Here is a 23834-nt window from a genome sequence, read left to right as displayed (position 1 = left end):
CTTGCCAATCTGCCGGGGACGGCGTCCCCGGCACGACAGGAGTCGGGACCATGCTTAACGTCTATCTGTTCCAGATCCTCAACGGTCTGGGGCTCGGGATGATCTATTTCCTGATTTCGGTGGGATTGACGCTGATCTTCGGACTGTTGAACTTCGTCAACTTCGCCCACGGGGCCTTTTTTCTGGTGGGCTCCTACCTCTGCTACACCCTGGTCAGCCTGACCGGCAACTTCTGGCTGGCGCTGATCGCAGGCCCCTTGCTGGTGGCGCTGCTGGCCTGGGCGCTGGAGCGCAGCCTGATCCAGCGCATCTACCACCTGCCGCATACCTTCCAGATTCTGGTCACCCTGGGCATCGCGCTGATCATCCAGGAGCTGTCGATCATGATCTGGGGCCCAGTGGGCAAGAGCATCCCCACCCCGGAGGCACTGCAGGGCGTGGTACGCATCGGCAACTTCGCCTACCCCTACTACCGGCTGTTTCTGATCGGCTTCAGCGCCCTGGTGGCGGTGGTGCTGTGGCTGCTGCTCGAACGCACCCGCTTCGGCGCGCTGGTGCGCGCCGGCAGCGAGTCCACCGAGATGGTATCGCTGCTGGGTTCCAACATCTTTCGCCTGTTCTCCATCACCTTCGCCCTCGGGGTGGGTCTGGCGGGGCTTGCCGGGGTGCTGTCGGCGCCGCTGCGGGGGGCGCACCCCTTCATCGGGCCGGAGGTGCTGGGCCTGGCCTTCGTGGTGGTGGTGATCGGTGGCATGGGGTCCTTCACCGGCGCCCTGGTGGCGGGGCTGATCGTCGGCGTAGTGCAGAGCCTGATGACCTCGCTGTGGCCCCAGGGCGCCAGCCTGATGATCTACGCCGCCATGGCGGTGGTGATCCTGCTGCGTCCCCACGGCCTGTTCGGGAGAGCATGAGATGATGACCAAGACACTCGATACCGCCGCTGCCAACCCGGGCCGGCGCCGCTTCAAGGGGCGTCTCGGCGCCGGCACCACCCTGGCGATGCTGGCGGTGATGGTGCTGCTGCCGCTGGTGCTGCCCTCCGCCACCCTGGCCACCGAGATCCTGATCTTTGCCATGGCCGCACTGGCCTGCAATCTGCTGCTCGGCTTCACCGGGCTTCTGTCCTTCGGCCAGGCGATCTTCTTCGGCGCCGGTGCCTACATCAGCGCGCTGGCGATGATCCACCTCGACGCAGGACTGATCGGCGCGCTGCTGATCGCCGTGGTGGCGGGCTGTGTGCTGGCACTCGGCGTGGGCATGCTGTGCATCCGGCGCAAGGGCATCTACTTCGTGATGCTGACCCTGGCGCTGACCCAGATGGCCTACTTCCTAGCCTACACCCTGAGCGACTGGACCGGCGGCGACAATGGCCTGCTCGACGTGCCGCGCCCGCCGCTGGCGGTGGGCGAGACGACCCTGATCAGCTTCGCCTCGCCGCTGGCCTTCTATGCCCTGGTGGCCACCCTGTTCGCGCTGATCTACGTGGTGGCCCGGCGCATCACCGACTCGCCGTTCGGCAGCACCCTGCTGGCGATCCGCGAAAACGAGCAGCGCGCCTCGGCGCTGGGCTACGACACCCGCCTGTTCAAGATCATGGTGTTCGTGCTGTCCGGCGGCATCACCGCCCTGGCCGGGGCGCTCTACGGCATGCTGCTGAACTTTGTGCCGCTGTCCAATATCGAGCTGTTGATGTCCGAGCAGATCCTGATCATGACCATCATCGGCGGGACCGGCTCGCTGTTCGGTTCGCTGCTGGGCGCCGGCGCCATCGTGCTGCTGGGCGACCTGCTGTCGTCGATCTGGCCGCGCTGGATGCTGCTGCTGGGCGTGGCGCTGATCGCGGTGGTGATCTTCATGCGCGGCGGTCTGTGGGGCGGGCTGTCGAGCCTGCTGGAACGACGCCGTGGCAACCACGCCGAACCGCACAAGGAGGCCAGCCATGACTGACGTACTGCTGGAAACCCGCGACCTGGCCTTGGCCTACGGTGCCTTTCGGGCGGTGGACGGAGTCAGCCTGCGCATCGCCCGCGGCAGCATCCATACCGTGATCGGACCCAACGGCGCCGGCAAGACCAGCCTGTTCCATTGCCTCACCGGTGAGCGTCGGCCCACCGCCGGGCGCATCCTGCTTGATGGCCGCGAGATCACCAGGGAGCCGCCCCACGGCCGGGTCGGCCTGGGCATGTCGCGCTCCTTCCAGGTCACCAGCCTGTTCCAGGAGCTCAGCGTCCACGAAAACCTGCGCCTGGCCGCCCAGGGCATCGACGGCTGGCGCGCGCTCAACTTCTGGCAACGCCTGAACAAGCGCCGCGAGCACCTGGCTCGGGCCGACGAGATCCTCGAGCGCATCGGTCTTGCCGAGCGCGCCGGGGTGGCGGCAGGGGAGCTGTCCCACGGCCAGCAGCGCATCCTCGAGGTGGGCATGGCGATCTGCCCGCGGCCCAAGCTGCTGCTGCTGGACGAGCCCACCTCGGGCATGGGCATCGACGATATCCCCAGCATGACCTCGCTGATCGGCGAGCTGGGCAAGGACCACAGCATCCTGCTGATCGAGCACAACATGAGCATCGTGATGTCGATCAGCGACACCATCACCGTGATGAACCGCGGGCAGGTACTGGTCGAGGGCGACCCCGAGACCGTGCGCAGCGATGCCCGCGTGCGTGACGCCTATCTGGGGGAGGCCGCCTGATGCTCGAGATCAAGGATATCCACAGCTACTACGGCAAGAGCCATGTGCTCGAAGGCGTCTCTTTGACGGTGGGCGAGGGCGAGCTGGTGACCCTGCTGGGGCGTAACGGTGCCGGCAAGACCACCACCCTGAAGAGCATCATGGGACTGGTCGACACCCCCGCCGGCAGCATCGAACTCAACGGTCAGTCGCTGCTTGGCCAGCCGCCATTTCGCATCGCCCGCCAGGGCGTGGCGCTGGTGCCGGAGCACCGCGGCATCTTCAGCATCCTAAGCGTGGAGGAAAACCTGCAGATCGCGGTACGCGCCGGCAGTCGCTGGCAGATGGCCGACATCTATCGCTGGTTTCCGCGCCTCGAGGAGCGCCGCCGCAACCGCGGCAACGCCCTGTCCGGGGGCGAGCAGCAGATGCTGGCGATCGCCCGGGCGCTGCTCAACGACCCGCGGATCCTGCTGCTCGACGAGCCCACCGAGGGCCTGGCCCCGGTCATCGTCGACGAGATCGTCAAGATCCTGAAGGCGATCCGCGAGGAGGGCCTGTCGGTGCTGCTGGTCGAGCAGAACCTGCGGGTCTGCGAGGCGGTGGCCGACCGCCACTACATCCTCGAGCAGGGCCAGATCGTCTACACCGGCAGCGCCGACGACTTCCGTGACGATCCCGGCGTGCGTGATCGCTACCTGGCCCTGAGCGCCTGAGACCACTCTTTTGCAAGGACGATACCCATGACCGTTTCCGTGACCCCATCCGAGGCTGCCGGCGCCGTGCTCAAGAGCGACGGCGAGCGCCTGTGGCAATCCTTGATGACCCTGGCCGAGCTGGGCGCGACCCCCAAGGGGGGCGTCAATCGCCAGGCGCTGACCGAGCTCGACCGTCAGGCCCGTGACCTGTTCATCGACTGGTGCCGGGCCGAGGGCTGCCAGATCCGCATCGACGCCATCGGCAACATCTTCGCCCGACGGGAGGGCAGCGAGCCCGGCCTTCCGGCGGTGATGACCGGCAGTCATATCGACACCCAGCCCACCGGCGGCAAGTACGACGGTTGCTTCGGCGTGCTGGCCGGGCTCGAGGTCATCCGCACCCTCAACCAGCACGCCATCACCACCCGGGCTCCGGTCGAGGTGGTGGCCTGGACCAACGAGGAAGGCTGCCGTTTTCCGCCCTGCATGATGGGCTCCGGGGTGTTCACCGGCGAGCTTGGCCTCGATGAGATGCTGGCCCGCTGCGACGACGAAGGGGTCAGTGTCGGTGAGGCGCTGGACGCCATCGGCTATCGCGGCAGCGACCGTGTGGACCTCGACGAGGTGAAGGCCTACTTCGAGGCCCATATCGAGCAGGGGCCGCTGCTCGAGGATACCGCCACCACCCTGGGCGTGGTGATCGGCGCGCTGGGGCAGAAGTGGTTCGATGTCACCCTGACCGGCGTCGAGGCCCACGCAGGCCCCACTCCCATGCACCTGCGCAAGGACGCCCTGGTCGGCGCCGCCGAGATCACCCTGGCGGTCAACCGCATGGCCAACGAGGCGGCGCCCCACGGGCGCGGCACCGTCGGCGTAATGACGCCCCACCCGGGCTCGCGCAATGTGATTCCCGGCCAGGTGCGGATGACCGTCGACCTGCGGCATCTGGAATCGGACGCCCTCGAGGACATGGCCGCCCGGCTCGCCGAGGTGGTGGCCGAGGTCAGCCAGCGTCACGGTCTGCGGGCGGAACTCACGCCCACCGCGGACTTCCCGCCGGAGGCCTTCGACGAGACCTGCGTCAAGGCGGTGCGTGCCGGCGCCGAGGCCCATGGCCTGTCGCACATGGACATCGTCAGTGGTGCCGGTCACGACGCCATCTTCCTTGGCCGGGTGGCGCCCACCGCCATGATCTTCGTGCCCTGTGAAGGCGGCATCAGTCACAACGAGATCGAGTACGCCACGCCGGAGGACCTGCACGCCGGCTGCAACGTGCTGCTCCACGCGGTGCTGGACAGCGCCGGCGTCGCCGCTCGGGCCGAGGGAGGGCAGCGATGAGTCAGGCAACGCTCCCCCCTGGGCGCCAGGCCAGCGACGAGCCGGCCCTGGCCGAGCTGGGCGCCTGCCAGGCGCTCGAGGCCTTTCGCAAGCGACGATTGACCCCGAGTCAGGTGATCGAGGACTGCCTTGCGCGGATCGCCCGGGACAACCCAAGGGTCAACGCCTTCGCCCATGTCGCCGGCGACGAGGCGCTGCGTGCCGCCGAGGCCTCCACCCGGCGCTGGCGCGAGGGCACGCCATGCGGCCCGCTGGATGGCATCCCGGTCACCATCAAGGATTTGACGCTGACCCGTGGCATGCCGACCCGCATGGGCTCGCGCACCAGCGACCCGGACGCCGCGGTGGCGGTGGACGCCCCGGTCAGCGGCTTTCTGCGCCAGGCCGGAGCGATCATCGTCGGCAAGACCCTGTCGCCGGAGTTCGGCTGGAAGGGGGTGACCGACAATCCGCTCCACGGCGTCGCCCGCAATCCCTGGAATCCTGCGCTGACCCCGGGGGGCTCCTCCGGGGGCGCCGGGGCGGCGGCGGCGCTCAACCTCGGCATGCTGCACCAGGGCAGCGACGCCGGCGGTTCCATCCGCATCCCCTGCAGCTTCACCGGCACCTTCGGCATCAAGCCGACCTTCGGCTGGGTGCCCCAGTGGCCGGCCAGCGCCATGAGCACCCTGTCGCATCTGGGACCGATGACCCGCAGTGTCGAGGACAGCGCCCTGATGATGAGCCTGCTGGCGCAGCCGGACGCTCGCGACGGCTACCTTGGCGGCCCCTGTCCCATCGACTGGCGCGCGCCGCCGCCGCAGGACCTGCGTGGCTGGCGCGTCGCGCTGAGCCTGGATCTGGGCTACGTCCAGGTAGCGCCGGATATCCGCGCCCGGGTGGAGCAGGCCGCCAGTGAACTCGAGGCGCTGGGGGCTCGGGTCGAGCGCCTCGACCCGGGCTTCGAGGATCCCATCGACACCTTCAATACGCTGTGGTTCTCCGGCGCCTCCCAGGCCCTTTCGAGGCTGTCGCCACAGCAGCAGGCGCTGCTGGACCCCGGCTTTCTCGAGATCGCCCGTCGCGGCGCCGATATTCCCCTGGCCGAGTATCTCGACGCCCGCCGCCGGCGCGCCGAGCTGACCGCTTGCATGGCCGACTTTCATCGGCGCTTCGATCTGCTGGTGACCCCGACGATGCCGATCTCGCCCTTCGAGGCCGGGCATAATGTACCGCCGGGCGGCCCCTACCGGGAATGGATGGACTGGACCCCCTTCACCTATCCGTTCAACCTGACCCAGCAGCCGGCGGCGTCGCTGCCCTGTGGGCTGGACGACCAGGGGCTGCCGGTGGGGCTGCATCTGGTGGGGCCAAAATTCCGCGATGACAGGGTCATGCAGGCGGCCGCGCTGCTGCAGGCGCGCCTGCCTCGGCCGAGCCCGCCGGGGCTGGGCTAAGGCGCTGCGTCCTCCAGGGCGGATAAAGTAGATGATGCGGCGAGGGTGATTGAGAGTAGACCGCAAACGACAGCGGGGCCGATCGGCCCCGCTGTCGTTTTTCATGGCGCCCGATTCATGCCGCGCCTTCTTGTGGCGCCCAGTGCCGCGCTTTTCTGATGGCGCCCGGGGCCGCGCCTTCTTGTGGCGCCCGGGGCCGCGCCGACAGACGGATATCCCTCACTAAAGTCGCATTTCGCAGTCGTCATGCTCTGGCTATCTTGGGTACACGAATACTTTGTATGATGTAATACCTTAAGTGCAAGAGCCGAAGTAGTCGTCACAAGAGCAGCAACCACAAGAGCAGCAGTCCCCACAGGAACGGCCACACCGCCTTGCGTCGGCCGTCCCCGCAAGCCAACAACAAGCACTGCCCTGACGGTGGCAAGGAGTGGAAGAGATGCGCAAGTCGATGAGCATGACCCTGGGTGGCCTGGCGCTGGTCGCCAGTGCCTCGGTCGCGGCGGACTATCCGGAGCGCGACGTTCGCATGATCGTGCCCTGGGGCGCCGGCGGCGGTACCGACGGTATCGTGCGCAAGATCTCCAATCTGGCCGAGGAGCCGCTGGGGGGCACCGTCTACGTCGAGAACATCGAAGGCGGCATGAGCGCCAACGGCCTGGTGCAGGCGCTGGGCGCGCGCCCCGATGGCTACACCCTGATCGCGCTGACCTACGACAGCGTCGTCACCATCCCGTGGCAGGGAATGCTGGCCGGCTACGATATCGACAAGCTGGATCTGATCGCGCGGATCACCAGTGAGCCGGACGCCGTCGTGGTGCCGCAGGATTCGCGCTTCGATAGCCTCGAGGCATTGATCGAAGCCGCCAAGGCCGCGCCCGGGGAGATCCGCGCCGGTATCCAGAACATGGGCTCGCGGACCCACCTGACGCTGCTGCAACTGCAGGATCAGGCCGAGGTGGAGTTCAAGATCGTCTCCTATCCCGGTGGTGCGGCGCCCCAGAAGGAGGCCCTGCTCAACGGCGAGGTGGACCTGGCGCTGACCAGCCTCGGTGACTTCGAATCGCTGATCTCGGCGGGTGACGCCCGTGGCCTGGTGGAGTTCACCGACGTCCAGAGCGAGAGCTTCCCCGACGTGCCCCCGGCAACCGAGCTGGGCTACGACATCCAGATGGGCAGTTTCGTGATCCTGGCGGCGCCTGCCAATACGCCGGACGACGCCGTGACGGCCCTCGAGGCGGCCTATCAGCAGGCCTACGACAGCGAGGAATTCCAGACCTGGCTGGTCGACGTCGGTGTCACCCCCAACTGGCTGGGCACCGATGAGGTCGAGGATTGGGCCGAACAGACCCAGGGTGAGCTATTCGCGCGCATGGATGAGCTGAAGGAAGCCGGCCTGATCGGCCAGTAAGCCCGCGCCGCCACCGCGGTGGCGGCTCTTTTCCGGAGGACTCCCGATGAAATCGCTCTCCCGCCTGGGGACCTGGCTGACGGGGCCGACAGGTGTCGTCGTCTGCCTGTTGGCCCTGACCCTGATCTATCTGCTCGAGGCGTTCAAGATAGCCCCGCCCATCAAGAACGGGGCCCTGACCGCCTCCTTCTTCCCGGTAGCGCTCGCCGTGGTCATGCTGCTGGCGCTGGGTGGCGTGATCCTCGCCGATCGACGCGAGGCGGCCAGTGGCGAGGCAGGTGGTGAGGCTGGTGGTGAGGCCGGCGCCGGGGAAAGCGACGAGGGCGGCGACAACCGTGGCGATGCAAAGGTGGCGGCGTGGCGAGGGCCGGTGGCGGTCACCCTGCTCACCGCCGTCTATATCGCCCTGTTTGCCCACATTGGCTACTTCATCGCCACCTTCCTCTACGCCTTCAGCATGACGCTGGCCTTCGCCACCGGGCGGCCCTCGCCGCAGGCGCTGGCGTTCAAGGCGCTGGTGGCCGGCGTGATCACCCTGCTGGGATACGGGCTCTTCGAGCTGGTGTTCCAGGTTCGCCTGCCGACGCCCTGGATCTGACCCATGGACTATCTGATCGAACTCTCCAAGGGCCTTGCCGTGCTGATGCAGCCCGACATCCTGCCCTACCTGATCGGCGGCTACCTGATCGGCACCTTCTTTGGCGCCGTGCCGGGGCTCACCTCGATGCTGGCCATCGCCCTGCTGTTGCCGTTGACCTACAGCCTCGACATCACCGCGGCGCTGGTCGCCTGCGCCGCCATCTTCATGGCCGGCATGTGCAGTGGCAGCATCACCGCCACCACCATCAATATTCCCGGTGCCCCGGCCTCGATGATGACCGCCATCGAGGGCTACCCCATGCAGCAGCGGGGCGAGGGCGCCAAGGCGCTGGGCCACGCCGCCCTGGCGTCGATGATCGGCGGTGCCCTGGGCGCCATCATGCTGATGGTGATGGCGCCGCTGGCCACCGAGGCGGCGCTGCTGATTCGCACGCCGGGCAAGTTCTCGCTGATCGCCTTCGCCCTGATCGTGATCGTCATCTCCCAGCGTGGGGCCATCTCCAAGGGCCTGGTCGCCACCACCCTGGGGGTGATGGTGGCCACCGTCGGTATCGATGTGATGCAGCCGGTCACCCGCTTCACCTTCGGCACCGGCGTGCTGATGCAGGGCATCGACATCATGCCGCTGGTCATCGGCGCCTTCGCCGTCAGTGAGCTGCTGGTGCAGTCGCAGAACCGCGCCTCGCGCACCGTCGAGGTCGACGCCATCAAGGCCAGCGTCATTCGCCGTCGGGACTTTATTCCGCCCTGGAGCGAGGTGCGTGAAATCGGCGTCTATCGCTACGTCAAGACCGCCATCATCGGCTACAGCGTCGGCGTGCTGCCGGGCGCCGGAGGCTCCATGGCGGCCTTTGTCGCCTACGCCGAGTCCATGCGCAGCTCACGCCACCCGGAGAAGTACGGCAAGGGTTCGGTGGAGGGCATCGCGGCGGCGGAGGGCGCCAACAACGCCATGTGCAGCGGCGCCTTCGTGCCGATGCTGTCGTTCGGCATTCCTGGCGATCCCACCACCGCTATCGTGCTGGGCGTGCTGGTGATCAACGGTCTGCAGCCCGGGCCGCAGTTCCTCGACAGCCAGCTTGCGCTGGTGGCACCGATGTTCATGGCGCTGCTGGTGGCGGCCCTGGTGATGGTGCCGCTGACGCTCTACGTGCTGGGACCCTGGTTCGTGCGCATCGTCTCGATCCGCCGCGATGTGCTCTACGCCAGCATCGCGGTGATCGCGCTGGTCGGCTGCTACGTGGCTACCTACTCCATCTTCCAGATGGGACTGGCGCTGGTGTTCGGGGTGCTCGCCTTCCTGCTGCGGCGTCAGGGCTATCCGGTGGCCTGCCTGCTGCTCGGCTTCGTGCTCGGCCCGAGCCTGGAGGAATACTGCCGACGCTCGCTGTCGCTGTCCGACGGCAACCCGCTGATCTTCCTCACCAGTCCCGACAGCCTGTTCTTTCTGGCGCTGACCTGGGTGTTCTACTACTTCATGGTGGTGAGAAAGCCCGAGGCGCGACAGCACGCCTGAGCCTCTGGTTGGTGAAAGATGGCTGGGAGACACGACAAGGCCGTGCCCTCGGGCGCGGCCTTGTCGTGGTGGGCTGAGTGAACGCGACGGTCAGACGTGCTTGTCAGGCGACGCTACTGGTGTTGCTGAGCGGACGCGAGGGACCGAAGTTTTCATGACGGCGGCGCAGCGCAGACACGTCGAACAAGATAGCCAGCTGCGGCTCAGGCGACGCTCTTGCTATGGTCGAGCGGACGCGAGGGGCCGAAGTGCTCGTAGTGACGGCGCTGCTCGGGGATACCCAGTTCTGCCAGATGGCTGTCGATGGCGCTCATGAAGGGCGGCGGGCCGACGAAGTAGCACTGGGCGTCGCCGCCGGGCAGCAGGCGGGCCAGCAGCTCACGCTCGAGGCGGCCCTTGATATCGCCGCCGTCGCCTTCCTCGTAGGCGCACACCCGGGTCAGCAGCTGCGGATAGTCGCGGGCAAGGGCCTCGACCTCGCCACGGAAGGCGTGGTGGTCGATGTTCCGGGCAGCGTGGACGTAGCAGACCCGGCGTCCCTGGGCCAGGGCCTGGCGCGCCAGCGGCAGCATCGGTGTCTGCCCGACACCGCCGCTGATCAGCATCACCGGCGCGTCGCCATCGTCCAGGGTCAGCTCACCGGCGGGGGGCAGCAGTTCCAGGGTGTCGCCGACGCGCATCTGCTGATGCAGGAAGTTGCTGACCAGACCGCCCGGCTCCTGTTTCACCGAGATGCGATAGCTACGGCCGTTGGGGCTGCCGGACAGGCTGTAGTGGCGATGCACGATTGCCTCGTCCACCGCCAGACGCAAGCCGATGTACTGGCCGGGCTCGGCGTCGGCCACCGGCTGGCCGTCGGCCGGCTCCAGGGTGAAGGAGCGAATCACCTCGCACTCGCGCTGGATCTGGGCGACACGAAACTCGCGCAGTCCACGCCAGCCGCCGGGGCGCTCGGCGAAGGCCCGGTAGCGTTCGGCTTCGGCGGCGATCAACAGCGCGGCCAGATCGTTGTACAGGGCCGCCCAGGCGTCGGCGATCTCCGGCGTCACCACCTCGCCCAGCACCTCGCCGATGGCGGCCATCAGGCATTCGCCGACGATGGGGTACTGCTCGGGCTGGATGCCCAGCGAGACGTGCTTGCTGATCACCGTCTGCATCGAGTCGATGACCTCCTGGGGCTGGCGGCGCAGGCCGACATAGGCCAGCACCCCTCGCGCCAGCGCCTTCGGCTGGCCACCGTCGGCCTGATGGGCCTGGTTGAACACCGCCTTGACCTCCGGGTAGCGCTCGAACATCAGCGGATAGAAACGGGCGGTGATGGCGTCGAGGTGTTCGGCGACCAGAGGGGCGGTGGCATCGATGATGGCGTCTTGGGCAGCGGTGGTCATGGCGTCTCCTGTCAGGGATATGGCGCAGCGCGCTCCCACTGTGGCAAAAAACCTTCACCGCGTCGGAGGCCTGGCTCGTTTGGGCCTACTTTTTCTCTACAGCTTGTGAACAGAGCATCGGTTGATATGCCTCGACACCTTCGGTGCTTCCACGGGGTCGGGGCGTATCGCTCGTCGCCTTTCTGTACCCTGTATGGAGCAAGCGATATGCCGCTTCGCTTGAGGTGCGCCAACTTGCCACAGTGCGGGTGATCCAGAGTAGGTAATGAGCGGGCAGTGTGGATCCACAGGGCGCTTGTCGAGAGCGCTGGTCACGCTACCCGGCTCCTTTTTTCTGGCCCGGTTCCCGGCCAGGTTCCCGACCCGATGCTGTCCCGGTATTCGCCCTGGGCAGTGGTACCTCTTGCGAACGAGATCGAGGCTTTATGTCGATCTGACACTACAAGTGCTATCGTTTTGACACTGTTGATAGTCAAAAGGACATTCGAGGTGGTCAGCTTTCTACGACGCCTGCGTGCCCTGCTGCAGCGCCTGGGCGATGAGCAGGGCCCCGAGCTCGCCGAGGCCTGGCAGGGCGTGCTCGAATCACTGGTGGCCCCCACCGCGGCGGATGCCAGCGCGCTGCTGGTGGCGCAGGGCTCCGGCCTCAGGCCGGTGGCTACCATCGGCCTGCCCGAGGGCGTGGCCGGCAGGACCTTCGCCTTGGGCGAGCATCCTCGCCTCGCCGCCATCGCCGAGGCGCCGGGGGTCTGCCGCTTTGCCGCGGACTCGCCCCTTCCTGATCCCTACGACGGGCTGCTGGATGACGGTCTTAGTCCCGTCCATGACTGCCTGGGGGTGGCGTTGCGCGACGGCGATGAGCTGATCGGCATGGTCACCCTGGACGCCCTGACCCCGGGGGCGCTGGCCGAGCTGGATGACCAGGGCCTGCTGGCGGCGGCCGAGTTGCTGGGCACTTGCCTGCGGCTGTCCCGACGTCTGGACGGCGCCCGCCTGCAGCTCGCCCTGCAGCGCGATGACCACGGCCAGTTACCGCGTCGGCTGACCGGCTGGCGCAGTGGCGCCATGCGCAAGCTGATGGCATCGGTGGAGCTGGTCGCCGCCACCGACATGAGCGTGCTGGTGCTGGGCGAGACCGGCGTCGGCAAGGAACGCATCGCCCATGCCCTCCATCACGGCTCGCGACGTGCCGATGGGCCCCTGGTGGTGGTGAACTGCGCCGCGCTGCCAGCCTCGTTGATCGAGAGCGCCCTGTTCGGCCATCGGCGCGGGGCCTTTTCCGGGGCAACCAGCGACCATCGCGGGCACTTCCAGATGGCCGACGGCGGCACCCTGGTGCTGGACGAGGTAGGGGAGTTGCCGCTGGAGCTGCAGCCGAAGCTGTTGCGGGTGCTGCAGGAAGGCGAGGTCCAGCCGCTGGGCAGCGATCGCCTCCAGCATGTCGACGTTCGGGTGGTCGCGGTGACCAACCGGGATCTTGCCCTGGAGGTCGCCCAGGGGCGCTTTCGCGAGGATCTCTATCACCGGCTCAGCGCCTTTCCGCTGGAGGTGCCCCCGTTGCGCCAGCGTCCCGAGGACCTGGCGCTGCTGGTCGGACACTTCCTGGAGCAGAACCGGGTGCGTCTCGGCGTCGGCAACCTGCGCCTGAGCGAGGCCGCGCGGGTGTCGCTGGCGGCCTGGCACTGGCCCGGCAACGTACGTGAGCTGGAGTCGCTGCTGGCGCGTGCCTCGCTGCTGGCATTGGCCTCGGTGGACGTGCTCGGGACGCCCGATGCTCGCCGCCGTAGCGTACGCATCGAGGTCGAACACCTGGGGCTGGCGCCGGCGACAGCCCGGATCACTGGCGCGCCCGCAGCGCAAGGCGACACGTCTCGAAGCGCCGTGTCGCCGGCCGATCGTCCAGCGGGCGAGGCGCGGGATCGAGAGCCCTCGCTGCGGGAGGCCACCGAGGCTTTTCAGCGCGAGCGCATCCGGCAGGCCCTGGACTCTGAAGGCAACTGGGCAGGGGCGGCTCGCCGGCTGGGGCTGGACCCCGGCAATCTGCATCGCCTGGCGCGGCGGCTGGGGCTAAAGGCCTGATTCTGGCCTGGTCATCGCCAAGGGCGTGCGAGGCTGTCGCGGGGCTGGGTTGGGGCTGGGTTGGGGCTGGGTTGGGGCTGGGTTGGGGTGGGGTGGGGGATGCAGGGCTTGCCAGGGTGAGTCAGGTTTGCGGCATCGGCAGTGCCTTTGATGTGCATCATGGTGATGTTGTCCAAAGCGGGCCAGACTTCACAAGACCAAGTGAATTACTCAGGTACTCGCCATGTCATCCGTCGCCGCTCGTCTGCCTCTTGCGCGCCTCGCCTTTCGTCCCTTCTTCCTGCTGGCGGCGGCCTTCAGCGTGGTGGCCCTGCTGGTGTGGCTCGCTTTCTGGCACGGCATCTTCGTGCTGTCGCCCCGGGCGGGCATGCTGTGGTGGCACCAGCACGAGATGCTGTTCGGTGTGGTGGGGGCGGTAGTTTCGGGGTTCTTGCTGACCGCGGTGCAGACCTGGACCGGCCTCAGGGGGCTCCATGGCGCCCCGCTGCTGGGGCTCGTCGCACTGTGGCTGGGGGCCCGGCTGGGGCTGGCCTTTCCCGTCTTGCCCCAGGCGCTGGTGATGGCCCTGGACGTGGGCTTTCTGCTGATCGTCTGCGCCGTGATGGCGGTGATGGTGATCCGGGCGAAGCGCTGGCGCAATCTGATCTTCGTGCCGGTGCTGGCGATCCTCGCCGGTGCCAACCTGGGCAGCCATCTGGGCGTGCTCCAGGGTGACCCTGAGCTGGTGCGCCAGTCGTCCTACCTGGCGGTGCTGCTGGTAACGCTGATCATGGGGGTGCTGGGCGGTCGGGTGATCCCGATGTTCACCGCCAACCGGCTGGGCCTGAAGCGCCGCCCGGCGCTGCCCTGGCTCGAGGGGCTGGCGCTCGGCAGCCTGGCGCTGGCGGTGGTGCTGCAGGTTACACGCACCCTGGGGGCCGATCTGCCCGACAGCTTACTGGCGCTGGCGCTGCTGGCGGCGGCGCTGGCCCACCCGCTGCGCCTGATACGCTGGCAAGGCCGCGCCACCGGACGTGAACCCCTGCTGTGGAGCCTTCACCTGAGCTACGCCTTCGTGCCGCTGGGGCTTTTGCTGTGGGCCCTGGGGCTGTGGGGCGTCGGCCGGGCAGAGCTGGGTGTCCACGCCATCACCGTGGGTGCCATGGGCACCATGATGCTGTCGATGATGTCGCGGGTGTCGCTGGGCCATACCGGCCGTCCCATGCGCTGTCTGCCGGGCATCGGCGTGGCTCTGGGCCTGCTGGTGGCGGCGGGACTGTCGCGCTCGCTGGTGCTGGCGCTGTGGCCCTCGATCACCCACTGGGTCTACAGCCTGAGCATCCTCCTGTGGTGTCTCGGCTACGCCATCTTTCTGGCCCACTACGTGCCGATTCTCGGCAGTCCGCGTGTCGACGGTCAGGACGGCTAGGCTCAGATGTTACCGCTCTACCTCACCCTCAAGGCCCTGCATGTGTCGCTGGCGCTGGTCAGCGGTGCCCTCTTTGCCCTGCGCGCCCTGTGGTCAGTGACCGGCTCTTCCTGGCTAAAGCGCCCCTGGGTGCGTGTGCTGCCCCATCTGCTCGATACCCTGCTGCTGGCGGCGGGGCTGTCGCTGATGGTGCTCACCACCCAGTGGCCTCACCAGACGCCATGGCTTGCGGCCAAGCTGACCGCCCTGCTGGCCTATGTCGGCTTCGGCAGTCTGGCGCTTCGACGAGCTGCCAGCGTCCGAACGCGGGCGCTGTCGGCCTGTCTGGCGCTGCTGATCTTCGTCTATATGCTTGGCGCCGCGCACCGACACAGCGTCCTGTCCTGGCTGGTATAGCCTCTTTATTGCAATGCATTGATTTACCTCAATGGCGTTGGTTTTTTCTCCTGTCGGCGGCGATATTGTCGTCATCTTGTCTCGTCAATTTCATCGTTTATCGCCGATAGTCCTGGCAACTGTTTAAGTGGTTGATGGGGCGAATCAATCAAGAATTTTGGTGATGCATGTCATATTCCGAGTGTTTAACTCAGGTATAGAAGAGCGCTCCTCAATACAATGGTCAACGGGGCCAGGGAGGTCTGACTCTCCGGCACCATGGGCCAAACAATGAGGAGACGTGGTCATGGCCGAGGGTCTGACAAAATCCGCAGCACGCAACATCTTCTACGGGGGCTCACTGTTCTTTTTCCTGATCTTTGTAGCGCTGACTGCTCACAGTCACTGGTACATCGTGACGGAGTCCACCAGCGCACTTCCGCTGACCGATTCGGTACGCGAAGGCAAGCATGTGTGGGAAAAGAACATGTGTATCAACTGTCACAGCATCATGGGTGAGGGGGCCTATTTTGCGCCTGAACTGTCCAATGTCTGGACCCGCTATCAGGGGCGCGAAAATCCCGAGGCGGCAAGGGCGGGACTGGCGGCCTGGATGCGCGCTCAGCCGCTGGCCGTACCAGGGCGGCGCAAGATGCCGCAGTTCGATCTGAGCGACGAGGAAATGACCTCGCTGATCGATTTCCTCGAGTGGACCGACGCTATCGATGATCAGAACTGGCCGCCCCACGTATCGGGATAGGTCGGTGGGTTCGCGTGACATATCGACAAGATCGCAATGGCGTACCCGTCGCGTGAGGGGAAACCGTGGAGGAACATGAAAAATGAAATATGAAACACAGAAGGTGGCCTACGCCTTCTTCCTGGTGGCGATGGGGCTTTTTGCCCTTCAGCTGGTGTTTGGCATCATGGCTGCGCTGGTCTACGTCTTTCCAGACTTCCTGGCCCAGTTGATGCCGTTCAACATTATCCGCGTCAGCCATACCAATCTGCTGATCGTGTGGCTATTGATCGGCTTCATGGGCTGCACCTATTACCTGATGCCGGAAGAGGCCGAACGGGAGATTCATAGCCCGATGCTGGCCTACCTGCAGCTGGGCATCTTTGTGGTGGCCGGGGTCGCCGCCCTGGTGTGCTATCAGCTTGGCATCCACGAGGGACGTGAATTCCTCGAGCAGCCCTTCTTCGTCAAGGTGCTGATCACGGTGTCCTTCCTGATCTTCCTCTACAACACCAGCATGACCCTGCTCAAGGGCCGCAAGACCACCATCAATCTGGTGTTGATGCTGGGCCTGTGGCTGGCGGCGGTATTCTGGCTGTTCGCCTTCTACAACCCCGGCAACCTGGCGGTAGACAAGGTCTACTGGTGGTGGGTCGTGCACCTCTGGGTGGAAGGCGTGTGGGAGCTGATCATGGCGTCGCTGCTCGGCTATCTGCTGATCAAGATGTCCGGTGTCGACCGCGAAGTGATCGAGAAGTGGCTCTACGTCATCGTCGGCCTGTCGCTGTTCTCCGGGCTGCTGGGCACCGGCCACCACTACTACTGGATCGGTACGCCGGGCTACTGGCAGGCCATCGGCAGCATCTTCTCGACCCTTGAGGTGATTCCGTTCTTCGCCATGGTGGTGTTCGCCTTCGTGATGTTCTGGAAGGGGTCGCGCAACCACCCCAACAAGGCCGCGATGCTGTGGACCATGGGCTGCCCGACGGTCGCCTTCTTCGGCGCCGGCGTGTGGGGCTTCATGCACACCCTGTCGTTCATCAACTACTACTCCCACGGCACCCAGGTCACCGCCGCCCATGGCCACCTGGCGTTCTACGGCGCCTACGTGATGCTGATCCTCGGCGTGATCACCTACGCCATGCCGCAGCTGCGTCGGAGCCAGCCGTTCAACCAGGTGCTCAACATGTGGGGCTTCTGGATCCTGACCTCGGCCATGTGCTTCATGACCTTCACCCTGACCTTTGCCGGTGCGGTGCAGACCCATCTGCAGCGGGTGCTGGGGATGAACTACATGGAGGTGCAGGACCAGCTCGGTCTGTTCTACACCATGCGCCTGGGCACCGGCATCGCGGTGACGGTGGGCGCGGTGCTGCTGCTCTACGCGCTGTTCGGTCCGGCCCGTCGGTCGGCCTCTGGCCAGCCGGCGATGTCCGCCAGCTGAACCCGATCGAGGCCGCCGTCAGGCGGCCTCGATAGTCTCGAGGACCCTGTTCATGACCCAAGCAACCCTGTCTCGGTGCGCCTTGCACCAGGACCCTGTGGGTGACGACATCCCCTTCTACCAGCCGACCGGCCAGGAGGTCGCGCTGTTCGAGCACGCCTACCGCCAGCGCCTGCCGCTGCTGCTGAAGGGGCCGACGGGCTGCGGCAAGACCCGTTTCGTGCGCCATATGGCGGCACGTCTCGGGCTGCCGTTGCACACCGTGGCCTGCCACGACGACCTGACCGCCTCCGATCTGACCGGACGCTATCTGTTGAAGGGCGGTGACACCGCCTGGTCCGACGGCCCCCTGACCCGGGCCGTGCGCGAAGGCGGCATCTGCTACCTCGACGAAGTGGTGGAGGCGCGCAAGGACGTGACCGTGGTACTGCACCCGCTGACCGACGATCGCCGTCTGCTGCCGCTGGAACGTACCGGCGAGCGACTCGAAGCGCCGGACGACTTCATGCTGGTGGTGTCCTACAACCCCGGCTATCAGCACATTCTCAAGACCTTGAAGCCGAGCACCCGCCAGCGCTTCGTGGCGATCTCGCTGGACTTCCCCGATGCCGGCACGGAGGTCGACATCGTCGCCCATGAAAGCGGCCTTTCGCGTGGGCGCTGCGAGGCCCTGGTCAACCTGGCGGCACGCCTGCGGGCGATGAAGGGCCAGGACCTGGAAGAGGGGGTGTCCACTCGCCTGTTGATCTACTGCGCCAGCCTGATCCAGGCCGGCATGCCGGTGCTCGACGCCGCCCGGGCGGCCCTGCTCGAGCCTCTCAGTGACGATCCCGATGTGCTCAAGGGCATCGAGGACGTCGTCACCGCCACCTTCGGATAGCCACCACCATGCTGGAGTTTCTCGAGGTCGAGGAGTTCGTCGGCCGTCACTGGCACCGCTGGGCCTCACGTGCCGCCAGTTATCCTGAATATCCCGAGGCGGCGGTGACCCTCGATGAGGTGTCGCGTTCGCTGGGGGTGCTGTTTCGCGCCAGCGGCGGCGAACACGGCGTTACCCTGGATGCGATCGGCAAGCGCGCCTCGCGCCATCGCCTGTCACTGCGTCAGCGCCTGGGCTTCGACGAGGAGGCGCTGGAGGTCTCGCGGCGTGACGACGAGCACCTGCTGCTGCCGCAGCGACTGGCGCTGCTGCCTGAGGTTGAGCTCAATCGCGATCTATATCGCTGGCTGGCCATGTCGCTGGCCGAGCGCCGTCCCGTGGCGCGCTGCGATGATCCGCTCGAACAGGATCTGGTGCGCCTGGCCGAGGCCCGGCGCTCAACCGAGGTGACGCTTGCGCGCTATCCCGGCTTCGTCCGGCGCCATGCCCGGCTGTGCCAGGCGCTGCTCGCCGTGCGTCCTCGGCGCCGCGGCCTGCCTCCGCAAGAAGCTGCGGTAGAGACACTGGTCCGGCGCCTGCTGGGCGACGACCGATCCTTCGATAGCGAGGCCCAGACGCAAGACCGTCCCGAAGGCGACGCGCGCCAGTGGTGGTCCTGGCTCGAGGCGGCGGATGACCAAGGGCGCCCGTCGGTGCGCGCGCCACGGGGGTATCGGCCCTTTCTGCCGGTGCCGCTGTGGGGCGAGGCGTCGACGCTTGAGTGCGTCTCGAGGTCGACCGACGAGGAAGACGAAGACGAGGACGAAGAGACGGCTCCGCCCCAGGCCGCCGAGGTGGAAGGTGCCCGGCGCAAGGCCGAGCGCCGCTATCAGGATCAGGCCGAGCGAGACGACCCGCTGATGCTCAATGCCTCGGAAAAGATGCTGTCCTGGGCGGAGATGGTTAACGTCAACCGCCACCTGGATGACGAGGAGGAAGACGCCGCGCGCGAGGCGGCCGACCAGATCGACGAGATCACCTTGAGCCGCAACCGGCGACGGGCCGCCTCACGCCTGAAGATGTCGCTGGACCTGGCGCCCGACGCCGCCTGTGGCGAGTCGCTGGCCGCTGGTTCCAGCGTCGAGCACCTCTATCCTGAGTGGAACTACCGCAAGGGCCGGCTGTTGCCGGCCCACTGCCGGGTGATCGCCGAACCTGCCATCGAGGAGGGCGAGCCCTGGCAGGGCGACGAGGCGGCGACGCGGCGGGTACGCCGGGTGCGCCGCCAGTTCGAGGCCCTGCGGCCTCGGCGAGAGTGGCTGCGGGGCCAGGCGGACGGTGACGAGCTGGACCTGGACGCCCTGGTCCGCAGTCGCTGCGACCTGGCCGCCGGCGGTCAGGCCAGCGACCGCCTGTTCGTCGACGCCAGGCCCCAGGGGCGTGATCTGGCGGTGTCCATCCTGATCGACGTGTCGCTGTCCACCGATGCCTGGCTGGAAAGTCGCCGCGTGCTGGACGTGGCCCAGGAAGCGCTGATGGTACTGGGCCACGGCATCGCCGGCTGCGGCGACGACGTCAGCATCCACAGCTTTACCTCCCAGCGCCGGCATCGGGTCTGGGTCAGGCGGTTGAAGGCCTTCGACGAGGCCATGGGCGAGCGGGTGGAACGACGCATTTCGGCGTTGACGCCGGGGCATTACACCCGCATGGGACCGGCCATTCGCCACCTGGCCAGGGAGCTGGGCCAACACCCCAGAAAGCATCGGTTGCTGCTGGTGCTGACCGACGGCAAACCCAACGACACCGACTACTACGAGGGGCGCTACGCCATCGAGGACACCCGCCACGCGGTGCGCGAGGCAGCGCGAGAAGACGTGCGGGTATTCGGGGTGACCATCGATCGCGAGGCCAGTCGCTATCTTGGCCGCATCTTCGGTCGAGGGGGCTACGCCATCGTGCCACGCCCGGAACATCTCGCCCTGGCGCTGCCGGGCATCTACCGACAGCTGGTGGCCCAATGAACGTCATGTCTTCGTCACAGACTCGCTGGCGCCAGCGGCTTGCGCTCGCCACCGCCGGCCTTGCGGCGCTGATACTGTTCACGCCGCTGGCCTGGCTGATCCATCACCGTGACTGGGGCATCGTGCTGATGGCGCTGGTGCCCCTTGCGGTCTGGCTCACCCTGCGGCTCTGGCGCCGGCTCGAACGCTGGGCGCTGCGGGGCTGAGTGGTCGGTCGCTCGCCGTTGGCCGTCAGTCGCTAGTAGCTCAGCGCACCAGATCGTTGATGCCGGTGATCTCGTAGCAGAAACGGGCGCTGCCGGTGCGGTAGGTATCGACGCGATAGACGCGCTGGCCAAGGGCCACGGCGGGGGATGAGAAGTTCAGCGCACTCTCGGTGCAGTCGCCGTAGCCCCAGCGGATCTGGTAGTGATCATCGCCCGCTCGATCCAGCACGAAGGGGTAGGTCACCAGTTCCTCTTCCGCGCGGTCGCGGGCGAAGCCGTAGACCTGAGTCGAGGTCAGGTCGCCTCGGTCGTTGACCACCGCCACCAGGCGAATGGTCTCGCCGGGGTCTTCCTCGAAGGTCATGTCGATTTCCACGGCCTTGTTCATCTGGGCTCCTGTGCCTGTCGTTCGATGTGTCGTTCAGTGTGTCTATCGATGTGTCTATCGCTGCGTCGATCAGTGGTGTTATTCGTTGTGGTGCTGTGGATCGAGGCCGGGATGGCGGTCGCATCGGAGGTCGCACCAGGAGCCTCGATCCAGCGAGGCAGCAGTCCCGCAGCCGCCAGCCCAAGCCCCATCGCCCCGACCAGTACCAAGAGTCCCCCTCGCCAGGAGGCAGGGGCAATACGCAGGTTGAGGTAGATGGAGAGAATCTGTTGCGCCTTGACCAGGCTGGCAACAAGCACCAGCGCCAGGGCCCAGAGCGCCAGCGGGCCGCGATGCAGCGCGCCGCTGGCCATGGCGATGAGGGTCATGCCCATCAACAGGGCCCAGGTGCGCCACAGGCGTCTGCGCTGAGTATCCGTGTCATGCATTGTCGTCACCGCACCAGATAGAGCAGGGGATACAGCAGTACCCAGATCAGATCGACCATGTGCCAGAAGGCGCAGACGGTCTCCACGGTGTCTGCTCGCGGGCGCCATATCGCGACGCCCAGCAGGCACAGGCCAAAGATGACGTGGGCGGCGTGGAAGCCGGTCAGGCCGATGTAGAAAGTGAAGAAGTTGCCGCTGTCCGGCAGTGGGCCGGTGAAGAACTCGAGGTGATACTCGACGGCCTTGATCAGACAGAAGGCCATGCCTAGCACCGCGGCCAGCGCCAGCCACTGGCGTATCCGGCGCTCGCGCAGGGCGTGGGGTGGACACTGGGACTGGGTGACCGCCATCGCCGCGGCAAGGCCACTGGTCAGTAGCACCAGGGTATTGAGGCCGCCAAGCAGCGGCTCGAGATGGCGTTGCCCGGCGAGAAAACCCACGGGGTCGAGTACCCGCTGCCAGGCAAAGACGCCAAAGAAGGCGGCAAACACCAGCAGCTCACTGATGATCAGCACCCACATCAACGGGTTGCCCGGCAGGCCCGACAGCGGCCCCCAGCCAGGATTGGGCAAGCCAGACCCCGGTAAGCCAGAGCCCGGTAAGTCAGAGCCTGGAACGCCAGAACCCGGCATGCCAGAGGCGCCGTGATCGAGGTTCACCGGTCGGCGTCCGTAAAGCGCACGCGGCAGCCACCCAGCAGTGGGGACAGGGGGCGCGGGACGGGCAGGTGGTGCAACAGCCGGCGGATGCCCAGGGCGCAGCGTCCCACCATCCAGATGAGCGCCAGGGTGAACCCCAGATAGCCGTAGGCCCAGCCGGTGAGCCCCGGCAGGTCGATGTGTCCGATCAGCCCCCACAGGCCAAGGCCGATCGCCCCGGCCAGCACGCCGTACCAGAAGGTCGCAAGCTGAAAGCGCAGGTGGCTCACCAGTACCGCATCGGTGGGTCTTCTGATGGCCAGCCAAAGATGAGCGACAAGCGCACTGAGCGGGGCGGTCACCACCGCCATGACGCTGCCCAGCATCAGGGCGTAGAGCAGCAGCACCTTGCGCTGCCCGGAAGGCGTCGTGACGACGGTTGTCTGTTGTGATTGCGTCTGGCGAGTTTCCAGCGAAGCAGGGTGCATGGCGTTCTCCCGCGGCCTACAGGCCGATGCGATGGGCCCGATCGGTGAAGAAGATGCCACTGGGCGACTCGGCCTCCAGGGTCGCCAGGCGCTCGAAGGTGTCGGTGTCGTAGACCACCACCTGGTCGGAGTCCCGCGCCGAGATCCAGACCTCCTCGCCGCGCGGGCTGAACTCCATGTGCAGTACCGCCTGGCCGGGGGTCAGGGTGCGGATGATCTCGCCGCTTTCACTGTCGATGACCTGGACCACATCGTTGTCGGGGTGGGCGAAGTTGACCCACAGCTGGCGCTGGTCCGGCCGGCTCATCACGAACACCGGCTGCCCGTGCACCGCAATTCGTCGCTCCAGGCGCCAGTCGTCGAGGTTCGCCATCAGCACCTCGTGGCGACCCACCGCCGGCCACCAGGCGTGGTCGTTGGCGATGGTCCAGCCCTCCAGGTGGGGCATCTTGTACACCGGCAGCTTGTCGTCGCCCTGGCGATAGCCGGACAGGACCGGCTCGACCCCGTTCTCCGGGTGCCACAGATCGAGCCGCGCCAGGTGGTCCTCGCCGAACAGGCCAGCCACGTAGAAGCGCCCGATGGGATCGATCAGGGCGTCGTAGGGCTTCTCGCCGATATCGGAGAAGCGGGTGATGGCGGGAAGCTCGCTGGCACCTTGTTCGTCCGCGATGAGCGTCGAGGCGTCGAGCACCTGGATCTCATCGGCGTCCCACAGGCTGTAGACGAAGCGGTTGCCCGGGGCGTCGACCAGGCCGACCACCTTGGACAGCGCCTGACTGCCGTCATCCCGGGTGTAGCGCGCCGCTACCTCGGCCAACAGCTCAAGGCTGTCGGCGTCGAAAAGCTTCACGCCGCCCGGCTCGTAGTTGGCCACCGCAATGATACGGCCGTCCTGGGAGATGGCCCCGCCGATGCTGTTGCCGGACTGCAGCACCCTGGCGTCGATGGTGGCGCACACCAGATCCACCTTGGTCAGACCGCCGTCGCGGCCGAACACATAGGCGAAGCGCTCGTCGCTGGAGAACTTCACCGAAGCGTGGGACAGATCGCCCAGCCCCTCGACACGAGTGATCACGCGATGCTGGCGGCGGTCGACCAGGGCCAGGCGTCCATCGGCGCGTTCGACCACGACCCCGAGTCCGCCGGTGGCGAGGTTGGCACAGCTGGCCTCCGGTGCGCCGGCGTCGGTACGTGGCGCAACGGCGGCTGAGCCGTGGGGGCTCTGGCCCCAGGCGATCAGGCCGCAGGCCAGTGCCAGGCCCAGCACAAAGCCCGGGGCGTGAAAGCGCCGCAGACCGGTGGCGGCGGGGGGATGGGTGAATACAGAACGGTGCCTCATGGAAGCTCCTGAGCGTCGGTGTGCTTGAGCGTCTCGGCGATCCAGCGGGCCTCTTCGGCGCTCAGCAGATCGCGCCAGGGCGGCATGGCGGTGCCGGGCAGGCCTTCGAGGATGATGGTGGTCAGGGTGTCGACGTCGTAGACCGCCAGACGCTCCTGGGTGAGAGCAGGGCCGAGGCCCCCCTTGAGGGTCATGCCGTGACAGGAACCGCAGTCCTGAAGGAGCAGGTTGCCGAGCGCCTCCGGGTCCACTGCTGCGCCGTTGGTATCTGTCGCTGAAGCGCTGGTCGTTTGCGTCGACGAGGCGCTGGTCTTGTGTGTCGCCGAGGCGCTGGGCGCGGGCGTCGCCGATGTATCGGCAG

At 66.8% G+C, this 23834-nt stretch carries 24 protein-coding genes; 17 read left to right on the top strand and 7 right to left on the bottom strand.

All coding sequences use genetic code 11. The annotated features are described in order from the left end of the window. Positions 1–50: 50 nt before the first annotated feature. From NKF27_RS19445 to NKF27_RS19405, 9 genes are all read left to right on the top strand, one after another. The gene (locus NKF27_RS19445; RefSeq protein WP_108132112.1) at positions 51–911 is read left to right on the top strand and encodes a branched-chain amino acid ABC transporter permease; all 861 of its coding nucleotides are present in this window, start codon (positions 51–53) and stop codon (positions 909–911) included. A 1-nt stretch (position 912) separates the two neighbouring features. Then, positions 913–1947, top strand: coding sequence for a branched-chain amino acid ABC transporter permease (locus NKF27_RS19440; RefSeq protein WP_231498583.1), 1035 nt, complete (start codon positions 913–915; stop codon positions 1945–1947). After that, entirely contained in the window at positions 1940–2692 is a 753-nt protein-coding gene (locus NKF27_RS19435) for an ABC transporter ATP-binding protein (RefSeq protein ID WP_108132113.1), read from the top strand. The genes NKF27_RS19440 and NKF27_RS19435 overlap by 8 nt, the downstream gene beginning before the upstream one ends. Beyond that, on the top strand, positions 2692–3387 hold the full coding sequence (locus tag NKF27_RS19430; RefSeq protein WP_108132114.1) for an ABC transporter ATP-binding protein: 696 nt from the start codon (positions 2692–2694) through the stop codon (positions 3385–3387). Before NKF27_RS19435 ends, NKF27_RS19430 begins: the two co-directional genes overlap by 1 nt. A gap of 27 nt (positions 3388–3414) precedes the next feature. Further along, complete coding sequence (locus NKF27_RS19425; RefSeq protein WP_253554404.1) at positions 3415–4707, top strand: Zn-dependent hydrolase; 1293 nt, start codon at positions 3415–3417, stop codon at positions 4705–4707. Further along, a complete protein-coding gene (locus tag NKF27_RS19420; RefSeq protein ID WP_253554402.1) occupies positions 4704–6143 on the top strand; it encodes an amidase in 1440 nt (479 codons plus the stop codon). The genes NKF27_RS19425 and NKF27_RS19420 overlap by 4 nt, the downstream gene beginning before the upstream one ends. Before the next feature lie 439 nt (positions 6144–6582). After that, positions 6583–7554, top strand: a complete 972-nt coding sequence (locus tag NKF27_RS19415) for a tripartite tricarboxylate transporter substrate binding protein (RefSeq protein ID WP_253554399.1) — start codon at positions 6583–6585, stop codon at positions 7552–7554. Positions 7555–7600: 46 nt separating this feature from the next. Continuing rightward, positions 7601–8152: a tripartite tricarboxylate transporter TctB family protein gene (locus NKF27_RS19410; protein WP_253554396.1), complete on the top strand. Its 552-nt coding sequence runs from the start codon at positions 7601–7603 to the stop codon at positions 8150–8152. A gap of 3 nt (positions 8153–8155) precedes the next feature. Next, positions 8156–9670 carry a tripartite tricarboxylate transporter permease gene (locus NKF27_RS19405; protein ID WP_253554394.1) on the top strand — a complete coding sequence of 505 codons (1515 nt, stop codon included), beginning with the start codon at positions 8156–8158 and terminating at the stop codon, positions 9668–9670. A gap of 203 nt (positions 9671–9873) precedes the next feature. Here NKF27_RS19405 and hmpA read toward each other — a convergent pair whose 3' ends face one another. After that, a complete protein-coding gene (gene hmpA / locus NKF27_RS19400; RefSeq protein WP_253554393.1) occupies positions 9874–11058 on the bottom strand; it encodes an NO-inducible flavohemoprotein in 1185 nt (394 codons plus the stop codon). Positions 11059–11547: 489 nt separating this feature from the next. Between hmpA and norR the strand changes: the two genes are divergently transcribed. The 8 genes from norR to NKF27_RS19360 all read left to right on the top strand — a co-directional run bounded on the left by norR (position 11548) and on the right by NKF27_RS19360 (position 20189). Beyond that, positions 11548–13137, top strand: coding sequence for a nitric oxide reductase transcriptional regulator NorR (norR, locus tag NKF27_RS19395; protein WP_253554390.1), 1590 nt, complete (start codon positions 11548–11550; stop codon positions 13135–13137). 223 nt (positions 13138–13360) lie between these two features. Next, complete coding sequence (locus NKF27_RS19390) at positions 13361–14545, top strand: NnrS family protein (protein WP_253554388.1); 1185 nt, start codon at positions 13361–13363, stop codon at positions 14543–14545. A 6-nt stretch (positions 14546–14551) separates the two neighbouring features. Further along, positions 14552–14941: a SirB2 family protein gene (locus NKF27_RS19385; protein WP_253554385.1), complete on the top strand. Its 390-nt coding sequence runs from the start codon at positions 14552–14554 to the stop codon at positions 14939–14941. 286 nt (positions 14942–15227) lie between these two features. Continuing rightward, positions 15228–15680, top strand: coding sequence for a cytochrome c (locus NKF27_RS19380; protein ID WP_253554383.1), 453 nt, complete (start codon positions 15228–15230; stop codon positions 15678–15680). Between the two features lie 82 nt (positions 15681–15762). Then, positions 15763–17103: a cbb3-type cytochrome c oxidase subunit I gene (locus tag NKF27_RS19375; protein ID WP_108132122.1), complete on the top strand. Its 1341-nt coding sequence runs from the start codon at positions 15763–15765 to the stop codon at positions 17101–17103. A 52-nt stretch (positions 17104–17155) separates the two neighbouring features. After that, positions 17156–17983: a CbbQ/NirQ/NorQ/GpvN family protein gene (locus NKF27_RS19370; protein WP_301271167.1), complete on the top strand. Its 828-nt coding sequence runs from the start codon at positions 17156–17158 to the stop codon at positions 17981–17983. An 8-nt stretch (positions 17984–17991) separates the two neighbouring features. After that, complete coding sequence (locus NKF27_RS19365) at positions 17992–19983, top strand: nitric oxide reductase activation protein NorD (protein ID WP_253554381.1); 1992 nt, start codon at positions 17992–17994, stop codon at positions 19981–19983. A gap of 5 nt (positions 19984–19988) precedes the next feature. Next, a complete protein-coding gene (locus NKF27_RS19360) occupies positions 19989–20189 on the top strand; it encodes a hypothetical protein (RefSeq protein ID WP_108132212.1) in 201 nt (66 codons plus the stop codon). A 40-nt stretch (positions 20190–20229) separates the two neighbouring features. Here NKF27_RS19360 and NKF27_RS19355 read toward each other — a convergent pair whose 3' ends face one another. The 6 genes from NKF27_RS19355 to NKF27_RS19330 all read right to left on the bottom strand — a co-directional run bounded on the left by NKF27_RS19355 (position 20230) and on the right by NKF27_RS19330 (position 23724). Beyond that, positions 20230–20577, bottom strand: coding sequence for a hypothetical protein (locus NKF27_RS19355; RefSeq protein WP_108132124.1), 348 nt, complete (start codon positions 20575–20577; stop codon positions 20230–20232). Beyond that, positions 20574–21005 carry a hypothetical protein gene (locus NKF27_RS19350; protein WP_253554380.1) on the bottom strand — a complete coding sequence of 144 codons (432 nt, stop codon included), beginning with the start codon at positions 21003–21005 and terminating at the stop codon, positions 20574–20576. The genes NKF27_RS19355 and NKF27_RS19350 overlap by 4 nt, the downstream gene beginning before the upstream one ends. 5 nt (positions 21006–21010) lie before the next feature. Continuing rightward, positions 21011–21577 carry a cytochrome c oxidase subunit 3 gene (locus NKF27_RS19345; RefSeq protein WP_253554379.1) on the bottom strand — a complete coding sequence of 189 codons (567 nt, stop codon included), beginning with the start codon at positions 21575–21577 and terminating at the stop codon, positions 21011–21013. Positions 21578–21660: 83 nt separating this feature from the next. Continuing rightward, entirely contained in the window at positions 21661–22131 is a 471-nt protein-coding gene (locus NKF27_RS19340) for a hypothetical protein (RefSeq protein WP_253554378.1), read from the bottom strand. A 16-nt stretch (positions 22132–22147) separates the two neighbouring features. After that, positions 22148–23473 (bottom strand): cytochrome D1 domain-containing protein, encoded by a 1326-nt coding sequence (locus NKF27_RS19335; RefSeq protein ID WP_301271166.1) that lies wholly within the window; start codon positions 23471–23473, stop codon positions 22148–22150. Next, positions 23470–23724, bottom strand: coding sequence for a cytochrome c (locus NKF27_RS19330; protein WP_231498585.1), 255 nt, complete (start codon positions 23722–23724; stop codon positions 23470–23472). The genes NKF27_RS19335 and NKF27_RS19330 overlap by 4 nt, the downstream gene beginning before the upstream one ends. Between the last annotated feature and the right edge of the window lie 110 nt (positions 23725–23834).

This window comes from Halomonas sp. DN3 (assembly GCF_024137905.1).
GTDB lineage: Bacteria > Pseudomonadota > Gammaproteobacteria > Pseudomonadales > Halomonadaceae > Halomonas > Halomonas litopenaei.
This window is presented reverse-complemented; position numbering and strand designations above follow the sequence as displayed.